Raw genomic sequence first — 17,817 nt, forward strand, 5'->3', positions numbered from 1 at the left:
CAAGCAGCGGGCGAGCCTCGAGCTCGCCCGCTTTCTTTTTGGCCACGATTTGTTCTAGTGAGACGATGGCCACGCTCGAGTCTCCTTGCTTCGTCGACGGTCCGCCGATTGCGTCGGAGGTCGCCCGCGGAGTCACTCGTTTGTTCTGCCGCCAGGACCTGTTCGCGGTCTGCGAAATGCCCCTTCCCAACGGTCGCCGCGCCGACCTCATGGCGATCGATTCGAAAGGACGATTCACGATCGTGGAAATCAAGGTCGCAAAGGCGGACCTGATCGGCGATGGCAAGTGGACTGACTATCTCGATTATTGCGACCGGTTTTTCTGGGCGGTTCCGGCAAACCTTGCCGGATTCCTCGACGAGGAGCGTTACCTGCCGGGAGCAGCAGGGCTGATTGTCGCGGATCGATATGACGCAGCCGTCGTGCGGGAGGCGGTCGATCGGCCTTTGGCTCCCGCGCGCCGCAAGGCCGAGCTACTGAGGTTTGCGCGCCGGTCTGCTCGGCGGCTCGCCGCGCAGGTCGATCCTTCGCTGGGTGACCTTACCTAGCGCTTGGCAGCCGTGCCCTTGGGCTTCTTGTCTTCGATCAGCTTCAGGATGTCGCGAGCGCGCGGATCGCGCGTTGCATAGTCCCGCGCCGAGTAGCCGGCAGCGTGATCGGTTCGGTCGGGGTCGGCACCGGCATTGAGAAGCTGGCGAACGATCGGTGTTTCTCGCTGCTGCACGGCGATGATGAGCGGGGTTTCGCCCATCCTGTTCGGCCCATCCACCTTGGCTCCAAGTGCCAGGAGCCACTCGATCGCATTGTCGAAGCCAACCCGGGTGGCAGCAATCAGCGGCGTATCGCCGCCCTTCCCCGCAAGGTTTGGATCGGCGCCTTTGGTCAGCAGGAAGCCTGTCCACTGCTCGTCGCCACGGCTGATGGCGACGATGAGGCCCGTGTTTCCATCGCCATCCTTGGTGTCCACGAAACCCTTGGAATGAGATTCGAGAAGCTGCGTGGCCTTGTCGCCGTCACTTTTCTTCACCGCTTCGGTGAAATCGTATCCCGCATTGGCGCTGCTTGACTGGGCTGCGGCGGGCGAGGCCAGCAGCGCGGCTGCAGCGCACATGACAAAAGCTAGCTGTTTCACGATCTTAAGCCCCAAAGTCCCGCTTGATCACTCGCGCTTAGCAGAGCAAGGCTCGACTTCAAATGAACGGACCCGCGCCATTTTGGGAAAAACCCCTAGCGGAACTCGACCGTGGCGAGTGGGAAGCCCTGTGCGACGGCTGCGGACGATGCTGCGTCCACAAGCTCGAGGACGAGGAGACAGGCCTCCTCTATCCGACCAATGTCGCTTGCAAACTGCTCGATCGCCGCAATGGCCGGTGCATGGATTATAAGAACCGAATGGCGCTCGTGGCCGACTGCGTAAAGCTCGATCGCAAGAATCTATCAGGTCTCGATTGGTTGCCGTCGACCTGCGCATATCGGTTGCGTGCCGCGGGGGAACCGCTGCCTGACTGGCATTATCTCGTTTCGGGGAGCCGCGAGACAGTGCACGAGGCCGGCCAGTCCACGCGCGGCTGGACCGTGAGCGAAGACGACGCCGGCGAACTCGAATATCATGTTGTCGAGCGCACGCTCTGAAGCCGGCCTTGAAGCGGGCCTTCCCGCGCCGATCGAGATACGACCGCTGAAGTCGGCGCGGCGCCTTCGCCTGAGGTTCGACGAGGCAAGCGGAACGCTGAAACTCACATGTCCATGGCGGATGAGCCGAAAGGCCGCGCTGAGCTGGGCGCTCGACCAGCGGGAGTGGATCGCAGCGCAGGTCGAGCGAATGCAGCCTGGCCAGCCGTTCGAGCCGGGAGAAACGATCCCGCTGGAGGGCCGGGAAGTCTGCATCGCATGGGATGAGGAAGCGCCCCGAAGCCCGGTTCTCGCCGATGGCGTCCTGTGCCTCGGCGGGCCGAAGTCCAGCGTCTCGCGGCGGGTTGAAAGCTACCTCAAGAGGCGCGCGATCGAGACGATGTCACGGGAAGTGGCTGAATATGCATCATTGATTGACGTGACGGCGTCGGCGGTCAGCGTTGGCGATGCGGGCACCCGCTGGGGCAGCTGCTCCTCCCAGCGCAAGATCCGCCTTAGCTGGCGGCTGATCCTCGCTCCCCCCGCAGTCCGGCGGTATGTTGTGGCGCATGAGGTTGCCCACCTCGTACACCTCGATCACGGTCTTCAGTTCAAGGCGCTCGAAGCGCGGCTGTTCGGGCCCGGTCTTTCCGAGGCGAAGGCGACGCTACGTCGAATAGGGCCGCGGTTGCGACGGGTCGGACGGAGGCGTTGATTCAGGCTGTCGCGGCGGCGGCGGAGGTTGTCGCGGCTGGGGCTGGGGCTGGGCGTAGCCGGGCTGGCGCGGTTGCTGCTGCGGCGGAAACGCCTGGTCGAGTTCCTGTTGCGAGGGCTCACCGGTCCCGTCGGGCCGGACCACAGGTTGTGGTTGCGGAGACCCCTGGTCGGGGGGCGGCGTACCAAGTGGCATGCCGTTTTCGTCGACCATCGGCTGCATGCCGTTAGCGTCGACCGGCTGGTCGCCATACATTTCTTCCTCGGGCGTCAGCTGCCAGTCGGGCATCGGCACCTGCGTCTCGAATTGCTCGACAGGCCTGCCGGCGACCGCAGTGGACATGAAATCGTGGAATGCGCGGGCAGGCGCGGTCCCGCCCTGAAGGCCTCCGACGGGCCGTGCATCGTCGCGGCCCATCCAGACGCCCGTTGTGAGACCGCTCGAGAAGCCGATGAACCAGCCATCCTTGTTGAGGGTGGTGGTCCCCGTCTTTCCTGCGACCGGCCGTCCGATCTGGGCTGCGCGGCCCGTTCCGGACAGGACCGCCGACTGGAGGAGGTCTGTCATCTCGGCCGCTACCCAGGGAGCAACGAGCACTCGGCCCTCGTCGCCTTCATGCTGGTAGAGCATGCGGCCGTCGGCGGTCACCACGCGCCTTATTCCGTAAGGTGTTACAGCAACACCCTTGTTGGCGACCGACGCAAACGCGCGTGCCATGTCGATAAGCCGAACGTCGCTCGTGCCCAGGACCATGGACGGGTAGGTGGCGATGGGCGAAGTGATCCCGAATCGGCGGGCCATGTCGGCGATCGTCGAGAAACCCACCTGGGCACCGATCTTTGCGCTGACGGTATTGAGCGATCGCGAAAAGGCTTCGCGCAGCGTTACCGGCCCGAGATTCTCGCGCTCGGCATTGCGCGGGCTCCACCCATCGATCGTCACCGGTTCATCGACGATGGTGTCGGTCGGCTTCATGCCCGATTCCAGCGCCGCCAGATACACGAACAGCTTGAACGCAGATCCTGGCTGCCGCTGTGCCTGGGTCGCGCGGTTGTAAATCGAGGACACATAGTCCTTGCCGCCGACCATTGCGCGCACCGCGCCGTCACGGTCGATCGCTACCAGCGCGCCTTGCGCACCGTCAGGTGCGTTGGCTCGGACTGCACGGTCGGCCGCGACCTGCATCGCCGGGTCGAGGGTGGTCCAGACGTCGATAGGATCCTTGGTCTGGTCGATCAGCGTATCGAGTTGAGGGAGCGCCCAGTCCGTGAAGTAACGGACGCTGTTCTGGTTGACGGTCTGCTGGATGCGGACGCTTGCGGGGTCGACCTGCGCTGCGGTGTCGGGGGTGATGAAGCCGTTCTTCACCATGGTCTGAAGGACCACACCCGAACGTGAGCGCGCCGCTTCGATGTCGGCCGTGGGCGAATAGTTGGAGGGCGCCTTTACAAGGCCCGCGATGATCGCGGCTTCGCCGAGGCTAAGGTGGTCGGCGCCGTGACCGAAGAATTTGCGGGAGGCGGCATCGATTCCATAGGCGCCGCCTCCAAAATAGACGCGGTTGAGATAGAGCTCGAGGATCTGGTCCTTGCTGAACTTGCGCTCGAGCGCCAGCGCGAGGATCGCTTCCTTGATCTTTCGGCCAAAGCTGCGGTTGTTGGTGAGGAAGATGTTGCGGGCGAGCTGCTGGGTGATGGTCGAGGTTGCGCTCACCCGGTGCCCCTTGGCGAGTGCCGATGCGATGGCGCGCCCGATACCGATGGGGTCGACGCCGATGTGGCTTCTATACCTTCGATCTTCGGTGGAGATCATCGCCGCCCGCATCTCGGCAGGAATCTGATCGTAGGTCAGCCACTGGCCGAAGCTTGGCCCGAGCGACACCAGTACCTGGCCATTGGCCGCGCGCACCCGGATCATTTGTCCAAGGTCATTGCGCTTGGTGAGCTCGCCGTAGCCTGGAAGGTAGGCGACCGCGACCGCTACTGCGACGACGAGCGCCAGGATCGACAGCAGCGCGGCGTAGCCGACGCCTTTGAGGAATCCTGACAAGGTTGAGCGTCCCGTGGACTTTGGTTGCGTTCGCGGCATTCGTGACGGGGATAGAAAGCTGGGCGCGAGCCGACAATAGCGGGCGTCGCAAAGCCTGGATCGACCTTATGAAGTGGACCCGCCCGCTCTGTCTTCCCGAAGGTTAGCGCCAGCTTAACCCTGTCTTAGCGCCTCTCCGCATAGAAGAGGAGGCCATGGCCGCCCTCAAACATCTCGCGCTGCTGATTGCCGGACTTGCCGGGGCCGGTCCCGTCTATGCGCAATGTCGGCTCTGCGATCAGCCGGCTGCGGCAACGCCGACGCAAACTCCGCCGGGCGACCTCGAACTTCGGATCGAAACCAGCCTGAACTTCGACAGGCTCGTCCTCTCGGGCAACGGCCAGGGCGGAGCGGTCATCCGCCCTACCGGTGCGAATGGGGCCGACGGGGCAGTTATGGAAATTGGCCCGCGGGCAACGGTCGGGACAGTTTCGGTGCACGGCCAAGCCAACCGCGAGCTCAGCATCGACATGCCGCACAGGATCGAACTCTATTCCGGCGCGGGAGGCCGTATCAGCCTCTTGGACATTTCCACCGACCTGCCCTCGACGCCGAGACTCGATGCGGGAGGAAACCTCAGTTTCCACTTCGGCGGGCGTCTTGTCGTCTCCGGGAGTGACGAAGGCCAGTTTCGCGGCGACCTTGTGATCAACGTCGATTATGCGCCCGATGCATCCATTTCGGCGGGAAACCTAATCGCTCGTTAACCATAAGCTTGAGCGAAGCTGTAAGCGGTTCTGGTTAATGCCGCCCCTACCATCTTGGCCGTGTTGCTGGCGTGTCAGAAGGAGTGGGGATCGGATGAGCAAGCTTTTCGCAGCCATGGCGAGCATCGCGCTTGCACTCACCAGCACGGCGGCGAATGCCGTCAGCCCCGCAACGCAGGCAACCGCTACCGCCCGTATCTACAAGGCGCTGCAGATCTCGTTCGTTCAAAATCTCGATTTCGGCACGCTCGTGCTGAGTTCGGGCACCTGGTCGGGACAGCTCATCAACATGGACCAGGCAGGCGCCCTTACCGGCTGCGGTACGAACGTCACCTGCACAGGTTCGCCCGTCGCTGCAAAATATCACCTGGTCGGAACCAACAATGCCATAGTGAAGATCACCTCGCTCCCGTTCAGCCTTACGGGTCCTGGAACCATCGCGTTCACGCCCAATGCACCCGCCACCGTCAATCTTGGGGCGACAGGGGCGACCACGGGCGTAGATTTCTCGATCGGCGGCTCGATCACACTCAATTCGACGACGCCGGACGGCGTCTACACGGGCGTGTTCGCAGTGACGGCCGATTATCAGTGACTCTCGGACTTGCGGCTCCGGCCGCTTAAGTGGGGAAGGGGCCGCCGGCTGGCGGCCCCTTTTTTGTTCGGTAAGCGACCTTGGTTAGCTTCCGGTCATGGTTGACCGAAAATCAACCAGTTCGGTTCTATCTTCGCAGGACCCTCCGCTTCGGAGAATCAACACTTGCGTCTTGCCAGAGCCCGGATTGTGCGTGTCATCGCCCTGCTTGCCTGCACGTCGGCCGGAGCAGCAGCGCGTGCGGCAAGCGTGACGGCTTCGGTGAGCGCCAGCAACGTCAAGCCGCTCATCATTGCCAAGCTGACCGACCTTGATCTTGGCAGCGTGACGCTCGGCCCGGGCGCCTGGACCAATGCAACCATATCGATCTCGCAAGCCGGGGCGCTGGGCTGCGCGAACACCAACCTCACCTGTACGGGTGCCACCAGTGCCGCAAGCTATAACGTGCAGGGATCCAATCAGCAGGTCGTCAATATCAGCGCGCCCAACGTGACCCTGGTCAACCAAAACGATCCCACCAAGACGCTGACGCTGACGACCGATGCCCCTCCTAGCCTCACGCTCGCAAACTCGGGCTTTCCGGGTACGAACTTCTCCATTGGTGGGTCCGTCACGGTCGACTCGACGACGGCTGCGGGAACCTACGTCGGCACCTTCAACGTCACCGTCGACTATTAGGCGTTCGCCGGTGCCGATTTACTGGTCATGGTTGACCGAAAATCAACCATTCCGGATCAAAATGCGCGGCGATGGCTCCAGTCCGGGGCCAAGTGGGGATCGCTGAAATGAACAACTGGACCAGGTCCATCCTCGCCGCGAGCCTTGTCGCGGCTCCGATCATTGGGTCGCCCTTTCCTGCGAAGGCCGGCGTCGGCGACCTCCTCGTCGCACCGACGCGGCTGGTGCTGGACGGACGGAAAGGTGCCGAGGTGATCCTCAACAACATCGGGGACGAGCCGGCGACCTACCGCGTCTCCGTCGAGTTTCGACGGATGACGGAGCAGGGCGATCTCATCGACGTGACCTCGCCGTCCGACGCGGACAAGAAAGCGGAGGACATGATCGTCTATGCGCCGCGCAAGGTGACACTCGCGCCTCACGAGCCCCAGGCGATCCGCATTGCCGCGCGGGCACCGCAGGGACTTCCCGACGGCGAATACCGGGTGCACCTGCTGTTCCGCGCCGTGCCTGCTCCGACGCCGGTCGTCCAGTCGGCCGACGATCCACCCAAGGGAGTCCAGTTCAAGCTGACTCCGATTTACGGGGTGACGATTCCGGTAATCGTTCGCCTTGGAAACCTCCAGGCGACGGCCGGGATCGCCAATGTCCATCTCGAAAAGAAAGACGGATCGCCCGTAATCGCTCTCGACCTCGTGCGTCAGGGCACCCGCTCCACCTATGGTGAAGTCCGGGTTCTCAAGGCCGGCATCAAGGACCCGATCGCAGCGGAGAAGGGTGTCGCCGTCTATACCGAGGTGGGCAAGCGTCACGTCAGCCTTGCCGTCGCCGACAAATTCAGAGCGCAGGCGAGCGGTCCGGTGACAGTCGAATATGTTGAAACCTTCGAGGATGGCACGCGCCTCCTTGCAGAAACGCAGGCGGTGCTCCGCTAGGCCCGGCCGGAACCCGCGCGAGCCAATCCGATGTTTCGCGGCCTGTCTCGGCTGCGCAAGGCGGCTATGCTGCTGGCGCTCTGCGCCGGCAGTCTCGGCGCAACCGTGCCTTCGCCGCCCATCGCTCCGGCCTGGACAGCCGATCCCGACGAGCAGTTCATACTCGACGTCAACATCCACCAGCTGCGGCTCGGTGATACCGTGCGCGCCTACACGGCGCCCGAAGGCACGTGTGTCGTCTTAGGCGACTTTCTGACGGCGCTTGATGTCCCCATGCGGATCGATCTTAACGCCAGGCGCGCTAGCGGATGGGCCTTCAGCGAAAATAACCACATCGACATAGACTATGGCGCGCTCAGGGCCAGCTACGGCGGCGGGAAGACCGAGGACATTGCGCCCGCGACCATCCGCGAGACCCCCGATGGCTGGTGCGTTCAAAGCTCGGCGCTGAGCCGCTGGTTCGGGATCGGTGTAAAGGCGATGACGGCCGGCTCTGTGCTCGTCCTGAGCTCGGACCGGAAGCTGCCGGTCGAGCTCGCAATGGAGCGGCAGAAGCGCGCGGCGAACATCCATCATGGAACTTTCGATCTTTCAAGCCTTCCCCAGGTGCGCATTCCCTACCGAATGTGGCGCGCTCCTGCGCTCGATTTCGTGGTGAGCGGCGGCATTACGTATCGCGCGAGCGATGGTGTGCGCGTCGACCGCCAGGTCTCGGTCTATGCCGCGGGCGAGATCGCCCGGCTCTCCTATGACGCGCAGATAACAACCGACGACAGTGGGAAACCAAGCCTTCTTCGCCTGAGGGCTTTCCGATCAGATCCGGACGGGCGCCTGCTCGGGCCGCTCAAGGCCACCCATGTCGGCTTCGGTGATGTCGAGGGCTTCGACAGCAGCCTTACCGGCTCGTCTTCGGCGGGACGCGGCGGCGTTCTTACCAACCGTCCCCTGACCACTCGAACCGCGTTCGACCGAACCCGTATCGAGGGTGATCTTCCAAGCGGCTGGGAAGCGGAGCTTTACCGCAACGGTGAGCTTCTCGGATTTGCGAAATCCGATCCATCCCAACGCTATATCTTTGATGACGTTCAGCTTCTCTACGGCGACAATCACATCCGCGTGGTACTCTACGGTCCCCAGGGACAGATCCGCGAACGCAACGAAGAGTTCAACGTCGGCGAGGACGACGTACCCAGGGGGAAGACCTGGTACTGGATCGGCGCGAACCAGCCGGGCCGCGACCTCGTCTCACTTGAAAAGCCGCCGGATGACCGCTTGCAGCCCCGATGGCAGGCCACCGCAGCGGTTGAACATGGGCTCGATGCCCGCACGTCGGTCGGCGTGCTGGCTCGGGCAATGCTCGTTGGCGACCAGCGCCTTACCTTCGTCGAAGGCACGGTGCGCAGGTCGGTCGGCGGCGCTCTCATCGAGGTGAGCGCGGCGCGCGAATCGAACGGAGGAACGGCGGCGCGCGCCCGGTTGCTAGGCAAGCTTGGCAGCGTCTACGTGAATATCGACGCTCTTATCGCGAATGATTTTCATTTGCGTGGTGGTCCCGAGCAATCCTACAGGGAAGCACGGCTCGCGCTCGACGCTCCGCTCCATGTCGGAAGAGCCATCCTCCCGGCACATGCCGAGGCCCACCTCATCGACCGCGCCGATGGATCGAGGATGCTCGAGGCCGCCGCCCGCCTGTCCGCGAACGTCGATCGGTTCAATCTCGGCACCGAGGTGCGCTATCACAAGGATCTCGTCGCCGCGGGCCCTTCCGAGCCCGCCGAAGTCACCATTGGACTGATCGGCAGCGGCCACATCGGGGGCGTGCGCATTCGCGGTACGGCCGACTTCGACATTGGCGCGCCTCGGCGCTTCAAGGATGCCGAGCTTTCCGCTTACTGGACTGCAACGGAGCATGGGGACTGGGAGGCGGTGGCTGCCTACGATGGCACCGCGCATCGTGCGCGGGTCCGGTTGACGCACATTCTGCGTCTCGATTCGATTGCGATCGCCCTCAGCGGCGAGGCGGCAAGCAACGGAGATGTGGCCGCCGGATTCAACCTCAACTTCTCGCTGGATCCGCACCATGGAGTGACGGTCTCCAGGCGTCCGCTGGCGCAGGGAGGGATGGTCCACGCTACAGTCTACCGGGACCTCAACAGTAACGGCGCACTGGATCCGGGCGAGCCGCTCGAAAAGGGCGCGCTCATCACGACCGGGAATACCCAGGCCGAGCGAAAGACCGATTCCACCGGATCGGTCACTATCGGGGGTCTCACGGCCTATCTGCCCGTGCCCGTTGGGATCGACGTCACCAGCCTCCAGGATCCGATGCTCACCCCCGAGAAGGCCCTCCAGGTGGTCGTCCCCCGGCCGGGTATTCCCGCCGACGTCCAGATCGGGCTGGTCGGTGGAGGCTCCGTCGAGGGCTCCTTGATCAAGAGCGGCGAGCTGGGATTTGAAGGCGTCGACCTCGAGCTCGTCGACTACACCGGCAAGGTCGCCGGTACGGCGCGCACCGATTTCGATGGTTTCTTCCTGTTCGACCGCGTGGCCTATGGCCGTTATTCGCTCCGGGTGGCGTCGAGCTCGGCGGCAGCCGCCAAGATCGCCGCTGGTCTTGCGCAGCAGGTCGCGGTCAGCGCCGACCATCCGGTCGTTCGCCTTGGAGCCATCCAGCCGCTACCCCAATCCAATATCGCGGCAGCTTCGCCGCCGGCGATTGGAGCATCCGGCCTGAAATAGGGATCGGGATGCTGGTGCGGTCGAGAAGACTCGAACTTCCACGGCCTTTCGGCCACAGCGACCTCAACGCTGCGCGTCTACCAGTTCCGCCACGACCGCACGTCATGAAATGATCCGGCCTTGAGAGCGGCCGGCTGGCAAGGCGCGGCCCCTAGCAAAGGCTCAACAGGCGCGCAATGCCATCGAGCGATGAGACAAATCCGCTCCACAATGGTACAATTCCTAAAGCAGCATTTACCATTTGCGAGCCAGGGCGTTAGCGCTGACGCCAATGATGCTATTTGCTGCCGCCCTCGCGATCGTCCAGCCGCAAGCTCCGAACGCTTCCGCGGTCGTTCAGGCGACTGCGACGATCCGTGTCGTCGCCGCGGTACGACTGAAGCTGGGTGGTGAAATCAGTCCAGGGGCTCCGCCGCCGCGCGTCTCGTTCGTCAAGATGGCCGACGGCACGTCGCGGCCAGCGAAACTCATCGAATTTCAATAAGCTACCCGGTTCGCCCGCCCGGCCGTCCAAGCGTGATGGTGAGCTCCTCGCCGCCCGGCGGGACGCTGACCTCCGCGCTGTTGAAACTGGCGCTCGCTCCTGCGGCAAGTGAGGGCGCTGGCGGCTGAATCGTCCAGCTGTAAACGACTTGGCCGCTCTTGTTCTTCAGCTGTGCCTGGATCGGCGGAACAATCTGCTCCTTTGCCGAGGGATTGATGACGCGCCCGGTAAGAGTGAGAAGATCATTGCCGCTCTCGAGATGCTGGCGGTCCATGTGCGTCGTCACCAGCTGAAGTGGTGTTGCATCGGTTGCAGCAAGACCGAGCCGGGCCTTGAGATTGGCAGGTGCTAAAAACCAGAACAGCGCTGCGAGTACGACCACGACCAGCAGCCCGACGATGACGGCGGAAAGCGGGCTGCGGCGCTCGACCTGTGTGTCATCCGCCGCGAACGGACTGAACATGTCTGGGGCGGTCTCGGCCTCCGGCGGCTCCTTCCAGTCACCCGTAGCCGCCGCTCCTTGTTGGCCAACGACATCCCCGGCATCAGCCTCGATCGGCGCTTCGACGACTCCCTCAGTAAGAGGCTCGGCGGCCCGCTCATCAACGAGAGCCTCCTCGTAAGCCCGTTCCTCGGCTTCAGGACCGCTTCGCGGCTCTATCAACGTCGCCTCGGCGAGGCTTTCGTCTTCGTCCTGAGCGGGCTCATCGATCCGATCGCGCACATCCTGATCGGTGCCGGAGGCGAGGTCCTGTTGCTCCTCGGGAGGAGATTGCTTGAAATTCTCCTCTCTGGACACGGCGAGTTCCGGATCTTGGTGCCAGCTGTGCTTGCAAGCGGCGCACCGCACTTGTCTGCCTTCCGGCGGAATTGCGCCATCCTTCACCACATATTGCGTGCCGCAATTGGGGCAGGTGAGGATCATCGGTACAAAAGCCCTCTTCCGGGACGGTGAGCGCACGGTAAACAGGAATGAGTAGGGCTTGGCAAGTTTGAGCGGCTTGCCAGGCCAACATGCAAACGCTTGGGGGAGGTTCGTGGCGGCAGTAGCCGAATTTGACAGCGTCGGCCTGCGCTACGGCACGGGCGCCGAAGTGCTGCGCGATCTTGATTTCCGGCTGCGGACGGGCTCGTTCTACTTCCTTACGGGACCTTCGGGTGCCGGCAAGACGTCACTCCTCAAACTGCTGTACCTCGCGCAGCGCCCCACGCGCGGGCGAATCAAGCTCTTCGGCGAAGAGCTGACGGAAGCGCCACGCGATTCCTTCCCGCCCTTCAGGCGGCGGATCGGAGTCGTGTTCCAGGACTTCCGCCTCATCCGCCACCTCTCCGCCTTCGATAACGTCGCTCTGCCTCTGCGCGTCTCGGGTGCGAGTGAGGGGGACATCGAGGGCCCGGTCCGCGAAATGCTCGCCTGGGTAGGCCTTGCCGATCGAGCGAGCGCCCGGCCCCCGACCCTGTCCGGCGGCGAGCAGCAACGCGTCGCGATCGCTCGCGCGGTCATCAACCGCCCCGAGCTCCTGGTGGCGGACGAGCCGACGGGCAACGTCGATGCGGAGATGGCCAATCGCCTCATGGGTCTGTTCACAGCGCTCAATCGGCTCGGAACGACGGTCGTCGTTGCAACGCACGACATGGGCCTCGTCGATGCAACACCCGGTGCGCAGTCGATCAGGCTTGAAAACGGGACCCTCGTCGATCCGTCGGGGTCGCTGAGAAACCCGCGCTCAAAGGGCGCGAGCTGATGCTCGACTGGCTCTTGGTGACTCCTGCCGAACGACGGCTGCTGGGAACCGCGCGGCTCGGCGGGCCGACGCCTTGGGTCATCGCGATCATGAGCTTTTCAATCATGCTCATCGCGGCCTCGGGCCTCGCGCTGGCCAATACCGCCGCCGTGCTCAGCCAAGCTATCCAGGCACGATATGCGCTCGAGGTGCCGGGCGGGAACCCGCACCTCGACGCACTCGTGGCGGCCGTCCGTGCGGTGCCCGGCGTCTCTTCCGCCGAGGCCGTTCCCGAAAGCGAGATGCGAAAGACCTTGGCCAAATGGCTCGGACCGGAGAGCCAAAGCGCTGATTTGCCGGTGCCCGCGCTCGTCAATTTCGACGCGCCCGCAGGAACGGACCTCGCCGGCATCCAGCGGCGCATGCAACAACTCGCGCCCGGCGCACGGATCGTCGCGCATCGCGACAGTGTGGCGCCGCTGCTGCGGTCGCTGAGCGTGCTCCAGGTCGTGGCCTTCGGGCTCGTCCTGCTGCTGAGCGCGGCAGCGGCCGCCGCCGTCGTGCTGGCAGCGCGGGGTGCTCTCGATACGCACCGGTTCACGATTGAAGTCATGCATGGAATTGGGGCTACCGACCTACAGGTAACGCACCTGTTTCAGCGCAAGATCCTCATCGATGCATTCGTGGGGAGCGTTACCGGGGGAATAGCTGCAGCAGGCGTGCTCCTCCTTCTTGCCGGCGGCGCAGCGTTTGCGGGCGAACTCACCGGCGGTGCGACGCTGGGCCTCGTCGATTTCTTCGTCCTCGCGTTATTGCCGCTCGCGCTTACGGTGCTTGCGACCTGGGTTGCCCGCATCGCGGTGCTGAGAGCGCTGGGGGAGGCTCTGTGATCACCCGTCTGGGCTCCCTCTTGCTGCTCGTCTACGCCCTGGGGTTCGTGCTGTTCGCATTCACGCTCGGCAGGCCCGCTGCGGCAGATTTGGCGGCCAGTGATGCCGCCGTAGTGCTGACGGGTGGTCCCGGCCGGATCGAACATGCAATCGAGGTTCTAAGGACACACAAGGCACGGCGTCTCCTCGTTGCCGGGGTCGATCCTGCGGTCACCAAGCCTGATCTCGCGCGGCGAATCCCTGGAAGCAGCAAGTGGCTTGCCTGTTGCGTGGACCTGGGAAGCGAATCGGTCGACACGCGCTCCAACGCGGAGGAGGCGGGCCGCTGGCTCACCAAGCACGATTATCGCTCGTTGCGACTGATAACGAGCGACTGGCACATGCGCCGGGCCCGATACGAGTTCGAGAAGGCGCTCGGCAACAAATACGTGCTGGTGACCGACGCAGTTCGCACCGAGCCGAGCTTCCTCACCCTGTTCGGCGAATACAACAAATACCTGCTTCGCCGCCTGGCAGTGTGGGCGGACCTGTGAATGCGATAATCCGATCCCTGCTCTACGCGGCGATCTTCTATCCCGGAACCGTCCTTTGGGTGCTTGCCGGCATCGGCTCGCTCGTCCTTGGACGGCGGGCGACGCTCGCTGTCGTCCTCGGCTGGGTCGATTTCCATCACTGGCTTGCCACGCACATACTTGGCATCCGCACCCGCCTTGAAGGCGAGATCCCGCAAGGACCGCATCTGATCGCGGTCAAGCACCAGTCGATGTACGAGACGCTCGAGATGGTACGCATCGCGCATCTCCCCGCGATCGTTATGAAACGCGAACTTGCCGACATTCCGCTCTTCGGGACGCTGACCCGCCGCTACGGCGTCATTCCCGTCGAGCGAAGCGCGGGATCGAAAGCCCTCCGGCAGATGGTGGCGGCTGGCAAATCCGCGGTCGAGTCGGGCCGGCCCGTGATCATCTTCCCAGAAGGCACCCGGGTTCGCGTCGGCAATGCGCCGCCCCTGCGGCCAGGCTTTGCCGGTCTTTACCGTGCGCTTGGGCTCCCCGTTGTTCCGATCGCGCTCGACAGCGGAGTCGTCTGGGGCCGGGGCTTCGTGCATCGCGGCGGGACAGTCACGATGAGGATAGGCAAGACCATCCCTGCCGGTCTCAAGCGCGACGAGGTCGAAGCGCGCGTGCATCGCGCGATCAACGCCCTCGAGCTAACTCCTCAGGCGCGCTCCTAGCTTCTCGGCGGCTCCGACGATGCGCTGGGAGATTTCCGCGATCTCTTCATCTGTGAAGCTCTTCTCCACGGGCTGAAGAGTCACTTCGAATGCGAGGGACAGGCCGTCGGCCGCCTCAAAGCGGTCGAACAGCCGTGCCGAGGTTATCGCCGCTTTGTCGGCACCGCGGATCGCGCGCAGCAGCTTGTCTGCAGGTAAATCGGCCGGAACGAGGAACGCGAAGTCCCGGGAAACCGCCTGAAGTCCGGGGGGCGCATAGGCGCTTCGGGCACGTCCGCCCGGGCGTCCTGCGGGGATGGCATCGAAATAGATTTCCGCAGCCACCGCCCCTGCTGGAGCCTTGAGGCTCCTGGCGAGACTTGGATGCAACTCGCCGAAAGCGGCGATGATCTGCTTGGGCCCGAGGCACAGCTTTGCCGAGCGGCCAGGATGCCAGGTGGGCCCCGCGTCCGCGACGACCTGCAGGTTCGCGACAGGCGCATCCGCGGCATCGAGGAGCGCTACGACCTCGGCCTTTGCATCGAAAGCGTCGAAGCTCTCGCCCTTGCCCGATTGCCAATGGCGCCGGCGGCGCTCGCCGGCGAGCAGCAGCGCGAGCGTTGGGTGTTCGCTGTCGCTCAGATAGCGGCGGCCGATCTCGAACAGGCGAACGGCCGAGGCGCCGCGGTCGAGGTTCCTTCGGGCGGCGGCGATGAGGCCTGGCAGTAGCGAGGGCCGCATGACCTTGAGCTCTTCGCTGATCGGATTGGCGAGCTTCCAATCGCCGCCGCCGAAGGCGTTCGCCTCGTCTTCGGAAATGAAGCTCCAGGTCACCGCCTCGTCCAGGCCCCGAGCAGCAGCGGTGCGGCGAACCTGCCGCTCCATGAGCTGCGAACGGGTTGCGGTCGGCTTGGCAACTCCCGGGGTGCGGGCCAGCGGCGCCGCCGGGATGAGGTCATAGCCCGTCATCCGCGCAATCTCTTCGACGAGGTCGGCAGGGCCCTCGACGTCACGCCGCCACGTCGGAACCGTCACCTTGTTGCCACTTACCTCAAATCCGAGACGTTCGAGGATCTCGCGCTGGCCCTGCTCCGGCACGTCGATGCCGCCAAGTGATCTTGTCCGGCCGAAATCGAAGTCGATTGTCCGCTTTTCGATCGGCGGGTCGCCGATCCGGAGCGCTGCCGATGGCTCGCCTCCGCAGATGTCGAGGATGAGGCCGCTCAGGATCGCCAGGCCGTCGTCGAGAAAGGCAGGGTCGACACCGCGTTCGAACCGGCTTCGAGCATCGCTTGTGAGGCCGAGCGCCTGGCCGGTCCTGGCGATGTGGTCGGGGGTAAAATAGGCAACCTCCAGCATCACGTCCTGGGTGTCGGGATCGACGCCGGAATCCTCGCCGCCCATGATCCCTCCGATGTCGTGGACCTGCTTGTCGTCAGCGATGACCGTCATGAAGGGTTCAAGCGCGTACTCTTTCTCGTTGAGCGCGAGGACCTTTTCGCCCGGCTTGGCTGCTCGGGCGGTGAGAGCGCCGCTCAGTTTGGCGATATCGTAGGCATGAGCAGGACGGCCCTGGTCCAGCATCACGTAGTTCGTGATGTCGACGAGCGCCGAGATTGGACGCTGTCCAGCCGACTTGAGACGGCGTTGCATCCACTCCGGCGAGGGACCGTTCCTTACGCCGCGGATCGCGCGGCCAAAGAAGGCTGGACAGCCTTCCGGGTCCTCGATCCGGATCTGGACGGGTGAGGGCTCAAGCCCCTCGATCTCTGGGACGGCGAGCGGCTTCAGTTTGCCGATACCGGCAGCAGCAAGGTCACGGGCGATGCCGCGAACGCCCATCGCATCTTGCCTGTTGGGAGTGACGTTCACGTCGAAGACCGGATCGTCGAGCCCCGCCAGATTGGCAAAGGCTTCTCCAACCGGCGCGTCGGCAGCCAATTCGATGATCCCGCTGTGGTCGTCGCCGAGCTCGAGCTCGCGAGAAGAGCACATCATGCCGCGGCTCTCGACGCCGCGGATCGACGCAACCTTCAACGTGATGTTGCTGCCGGGGATGTAGGCACCGGGGGGCCCAAAGACGCCGATCATGCCGGCGCGCGCATTGGGCGCTCCGCAGACGACCTGGACGGCCTCGCCAGTGCCGGCATCGACCGTCAGGACCTGGAGCTTGTCGGCCTGCGGATGCTTGCGTGCGGTAAGGACCTTCGCGATGCGGAAGGGCGCGAGCGCCTCCGCCGGATTGGTGACGCCCTCGACCTCGAGTCCTATGGCAGTCAGCTTGTCGGCGATCTCTTCCGCGAAGGACGCGGTGTCGAGATGCTCCTTGAGCCAGCTCAGGCTGAATTTCATGCGCCGACCCCGCCGGAGATCGTCGGGACGTCGAGCGCTCGGAAACCGTAGTGCTTCAGCCAGCGAATATCGCCGTCGAAGAAGGCACGCAGGTCGTCCATCCCATATTTGAGCATTGCGAGGCGATCGATTCCGCAGCCGAAGGCGAACCCTTGCCACTCGTCGGGATCGAGCCCGCAGTTGGCAATCACCCGGGGGTGGACCATTCCGCTGCCGAGGATTTCCATCCAGCCCTCGCGTCCTCCAACGACGCGCCGGCCATTTTCGAGGGACCAGCCGATGTCGAGCTCCGCCGACGGCTCCGTGAAGGGGAAGTAGGACGGACGAAACCGCATTGCGATGTCGTCGCGCTCGAAGAAGGCTTTGACGAACGCCTCAAGAGTCCACTTGAGATGGCCAAGGGTGATTCCCTTGTCGATCACGAACCCCTCCACCTGGTGGAACATCGGCGTGTGGGTGGCATCGCTGTCCGAGCGATAAACCCTTCCCGGCGCGATGACGTAGATCGGCGCCCCCCGCGCCTCGCCCGCTCGGATCTGCACTGGAGAGGTGTGGGTGCGCAGAACTGGCGGCTCTTCGCCGGGCACCTGCGGCTCCAGGTAGAAGGTGTCCTGCATCGCTCGCGCCGGATGGTTCTCGGGCATGTTGAGCGCGGTGAAATTGTACCACTGGGTCTCGATCTCGGGCCCTTCGGCGACGGAGAAGCCAAGATCGGCGAAAATCTCGGCAAGCTCGTCCATCACCTGACTGACGGGATGAACGGTTCCCGAGACTGTTTCTGTCGGCGGAAGCGAGAGGTCGATCCTCTCGGTCGCAAGCTTTCGCTCCAGCTCGTCCCGTTCGAGCGCGGTCTTGCGGCTGGAGATCGCTTCGGTGACCTGTTCGCGAAGGGCGTGGATTGCCGGCGCCTCGGCGGCGCGCGTCGCCGCGTCCATCGATCCCAGCAGCTTGAGCTTGGCGGTAATTTCGCCCGACTTGCCAAGCAGCGCGACACGCACGGAGTCGAGCTCTTGCAGGTCAGCGGCGGAGGCGATGCGATCGAGCAGAGCGTCGGACATGGTCAATGGCCTCTAGCAATGCCGCACT

Annotated in this window: 18 protein-coding genes, 1 tRNA gene and 1 pseudogene; 13 read left to right on the forward strand and 7 right to left on the reverse strand. The window is 64.1% G+C overall.

Annotation, left to right across the window (positions count from 1 at the left end):
* The first annotated feature begins 65 nt into the window (after positions 1 to 65).
* Positions 66 to 548, forward strand: a complete 483-nt coding sequence (locus tag V8192_RS02240; RefSeq protein ID WP_341631431.1) for an MmcB family DNA repair protein — start codon at positions 66 to 68, stop codon at positions 546 to 548.
* Here the strand turns inward: V8192_RS02240 and V8192_RS02245 are convergent.
* Positions 545 to 1,132, reverse strand: a complete 588-nt coding sequence (locus V8192_RS02245) for an ankyrin repeat domain-containing protein (RefSeq protein WP_341631432.1) — start codon at positions 1,130 to 1,132, stop codon at positions 545 to 547. The genes V8192_RS02240 and V8192_RS02245 overlap by 4 nt on opposite strands.
* A gap of 62 nt (positions 1,133 to 1,194) precedes the next feature.
* On the opposite strand from V8192_RS02245, the gene V8192_RS02250 reads away from it, so the two are divergent.
* Positions 1,195 to 1,632 (forward strand): YcgN family cysteine cluster protein, encoded by a 438-nt coding sequence (locus V8192_RS02250; RefSeq protein WP_341631433.1) that lies wholly within the window; start codon positions 1,195 to 1,197, stop codon positions 1,630 to 1,632.
* Positions 1,610 to 2,326 (forward strand): M48 family metallopeptidase, encoded by a 717-nt coding sequence (locus V8192_RS02255; protein WP_341631434.1) that lies wholly within the window; start codon positions 1,610 to 1,612, stop codon positions 2,324 to 2,326. The genes V8192_RS02250 and V8192_RS02255 overlap by 23 nt, the downstream gene beginning before the upstream one ends.
* Here V8192_RS02255 and V8192_RS02260 read toward each other — a convergent pair.
* Positions 2,279 to 4,414 carry a transglycosylase domain-containing protein gene (locus tag V8192_RS02260; protein ID WP_341631435.1) on the reverse strand — a complete coding sequence of 712 codons (2,136 nt, stop codon included), beginning with the start codon at positions 4,412 to 4,414 and terminating at the stop codon, positions 2,279 to 2,281. The genes V8192_RS02255 and V8192_RS02260 overlap by 48 nt on opposite strands.
* Before the next feature lie 155 nt (positions 4,415 to 4,569).
* Between V8192_RS02260 and V8192_RS02265 the strand changes: the two genes are divergently transcribed.
* The 5 genes from V8192_RS02265 (at position 4,570) to V8192_RS02285 (ending at position 10,068) form a co-directional block, all read left to right on the forward strand.
* Positions 4,570 to 5,121: a DUF4402 domain-containing protein gene (locus tag V8192_RS02265; RefSeq protein ID WP_341631436.1), complete on the forward strand. Its 552-nt coding sequence runs from the start codon at positions 4,570 to 4,572 to the stop codon at positions 5,119 to 5,121.
* 94 nt (positions 5,122 to 5,215) lie between these two features.
* Positions 5,216 to 5,716, forward strand: a complete 501-nt coding sequence (locus tag V8192_RS02270; protein ID WP_341631437.1) for a DUF4402 domain-containing protein — start codon at positions 5,216 to 5,218, stop codon at positions 5,714 to 5,716.
* 189 nt (positions 5,717 to 5,905) lie between these two features.
* Positions 5,906 to 6,394, forward strand: a complete 489-nt coding sequence (locus V8192_RS02275; RefSeq protein WP_341631438.1) for a DUF4402 domain-containing protein — start codon at positions 5,906 to 5,908, stop codon at positions 6,392 to 6,394.
* Between the two features lie 107 nt (positions 6,395 to 6,501).
* Positions 6,502 to 7,329, forward strand: coding sequence for a fimbrial biogenesis chaperone (locus V8192_RS02280; protein WP_341631439.1), 828 nt, complete (start codon positions 6,502 to 6,504; stop codon positions 7,327 to 7,329).
* A gap of 66 nt (positions 7,330 to 7,395) precedes the next feature.
* The gene (locus V8192_RS02285) at positions 7,396 to 10,068 is read left to right on the forward strand and encodes a hypothetical protein (RefSeq protein WP_341631440.1); all 2,673 of its coding nucleotides are present in this window, start codon (positions 7,396 to 7,398) and stop codon (positions 10,066 to 10,068) included.
* A gap of 12 nt (positions 10,069 to 10,080) precedes the next feature.
* Here V8192_RS02285 and V8192_RS02290 read toward each other — a convergent pair.
* Positions 10,081 to 10,167 (reverse strand) — tRNA-Leu (locus V8192_RS02290).
* A 172-nt stretch (positions 10,168 to 10,339) separates the two neighbouring features.
* On the opposite strand from V8192_RS02290, the gene V8192_RS02295 reads away from it, so the two are divergent.
* The gene (locus tag V8192_RS02295; protein WP_341631441.1) at positions 10,340 to 10,552 is read left to right on the forward strand and encodes a hypothetical protein; all 213 of its coding nucleotides are present in this window, start codon (positions 10,340 to 10,342) and stop codon (positions 10,550 to 10,552) included.
* 1 nt (position 10,553) lies between these two features.
* Here the strand turns inward: V8192_RS02295 and V8192_RS02300 are convergent, their stop codons facing one another.
* Together V8192_RS02300 and V8192_RS14675 are read right to left on the reverse strand one after the other, a co-directional pair.
* Positions 10,554 to 11,351 (reverse strand): hypothetical protein, encoded by a 798-nt coding sequence (locus V8192_RS02300; RefSeq protein WP_341632315.1) that lies wholly within the window; start codon positions 11,349 to 11,351, stop codon positions 10,554 to 10,556.
* 69 nt (positions 11,352 to 11,420) lie between these two features.
* Positions 11,421 to 11,477 (reverse strand): annotated as a pseudogene (locus V8192_RS14675) (MJ0042-type zinc finger domain-containing protein); the annotation flags it as partial.
* A 112-nt stretch (positions 11,478 to 11,589) separates the two neighbouring features.
* Between V8192_RS14675 and ftsE the strand changes: the two are divergent.
* From ftsE to V8192_RS02325, 4 genes are read left to right on the forward strand one after another with little or no spacing between them, the layout of a single operon-like run.
* The gene (gene ftsE / locus V8192_RS02310) at positions 11,590 to 12,297 is read left to right on the forward strand and encodes a cell division ATP-binding protein FtsE (protein WP_341631442.1); all 708 of its coding nucleotides are present in this window, start codon (positions 11,590 to 11,592) and stop codon (positions 12,295 to 12,297) included.
* Positions 12,297 to 13,166, forward strand: a complete 870-nt coding sequence (locus V8192_RS02315; protein WP_341631443.1) for a cell division protein FtsX — start codon at positions 12,297 to 12,299, stop codon at positions 13,164 to 13,166. Before ftsE ends, V8192_RS02315 begins: the two co-directional genes overlap by 1 nt.
* Positions 13,163 to 13,699 carry a YdcF family protein gene (locus V8192_RS02320; protein ID WP_341631444.1) on the forward strand — a complete coding sequence of 179 codons (537 nt, stop codon included), beginning with the start codon at positions 13,163 to 13,165 and terminating at the stop codon, positions 13,697 to 13,699. Before V8192_RS02315 ends, V8192_RS02320 begins: the two co-directional genes overlap by 4 nt.
* Positions 13,696 to 14,400, forward strand: a complete 705-nt coding sequence (locus tag V8192_RS02325) for a lysophospholipid acyltransferase family protein (protein WP_341631445.1) — start codon at positions 13,696 to 13,698, stop codon at positions 14,398 to 14,400. The genes V8192_RS02320 and V8192_RS02325 overlap by 4 nt, the downstream gene beginning before the upstream one ends.
* Here the strand turns inward: V8192_RS02325 and pheT are convergent.
* The gene (pheT, locus tag V8192_RS02330) at positions 14,377 to 16,731 is read right to left on the reverse strand and encodes a phenylalanine--tRNA ligase subunit beta (RefSeq protein WP_341631446.1); all 2,355 of its coding nucleotides are present in this window, start codon (positions 16,729 to 16,731) and stop codon (positions 14,377 to 14,379) included. The two genes, V8192_RS02325 and pheT, sit on opposite strands and share 24 nt — an antisense overlap.
* Positions 16,728 to 17,789, reverse strand: a complete 1,062-nt coding sequence (gene pheS, locus V8192_RS02335; protein ID WP_341631447.1) for a phenylalanine--tRNA ligase subunit alpha — start codon at positions 17,787 to 17,789, stop codon at positions 16,728 to 16,730. Before pheS ends, pheT begins: the two co-directional genes overlap by 4 nt.
* Between the last annotated feature and the right edge of the window lie 28 nt (positions 17,790 to 17,817).

It is taken from the genome of Sphingomonas agri (genome assembly GCF_038148795.1).
Classification (GTDB): Bacteria; Pseudomonadota; Alphaproteobacteria; order Sphingomonadales; family Sphingomonadaceae; genus Sphingomicrobium; species Sphingomicrobium agri.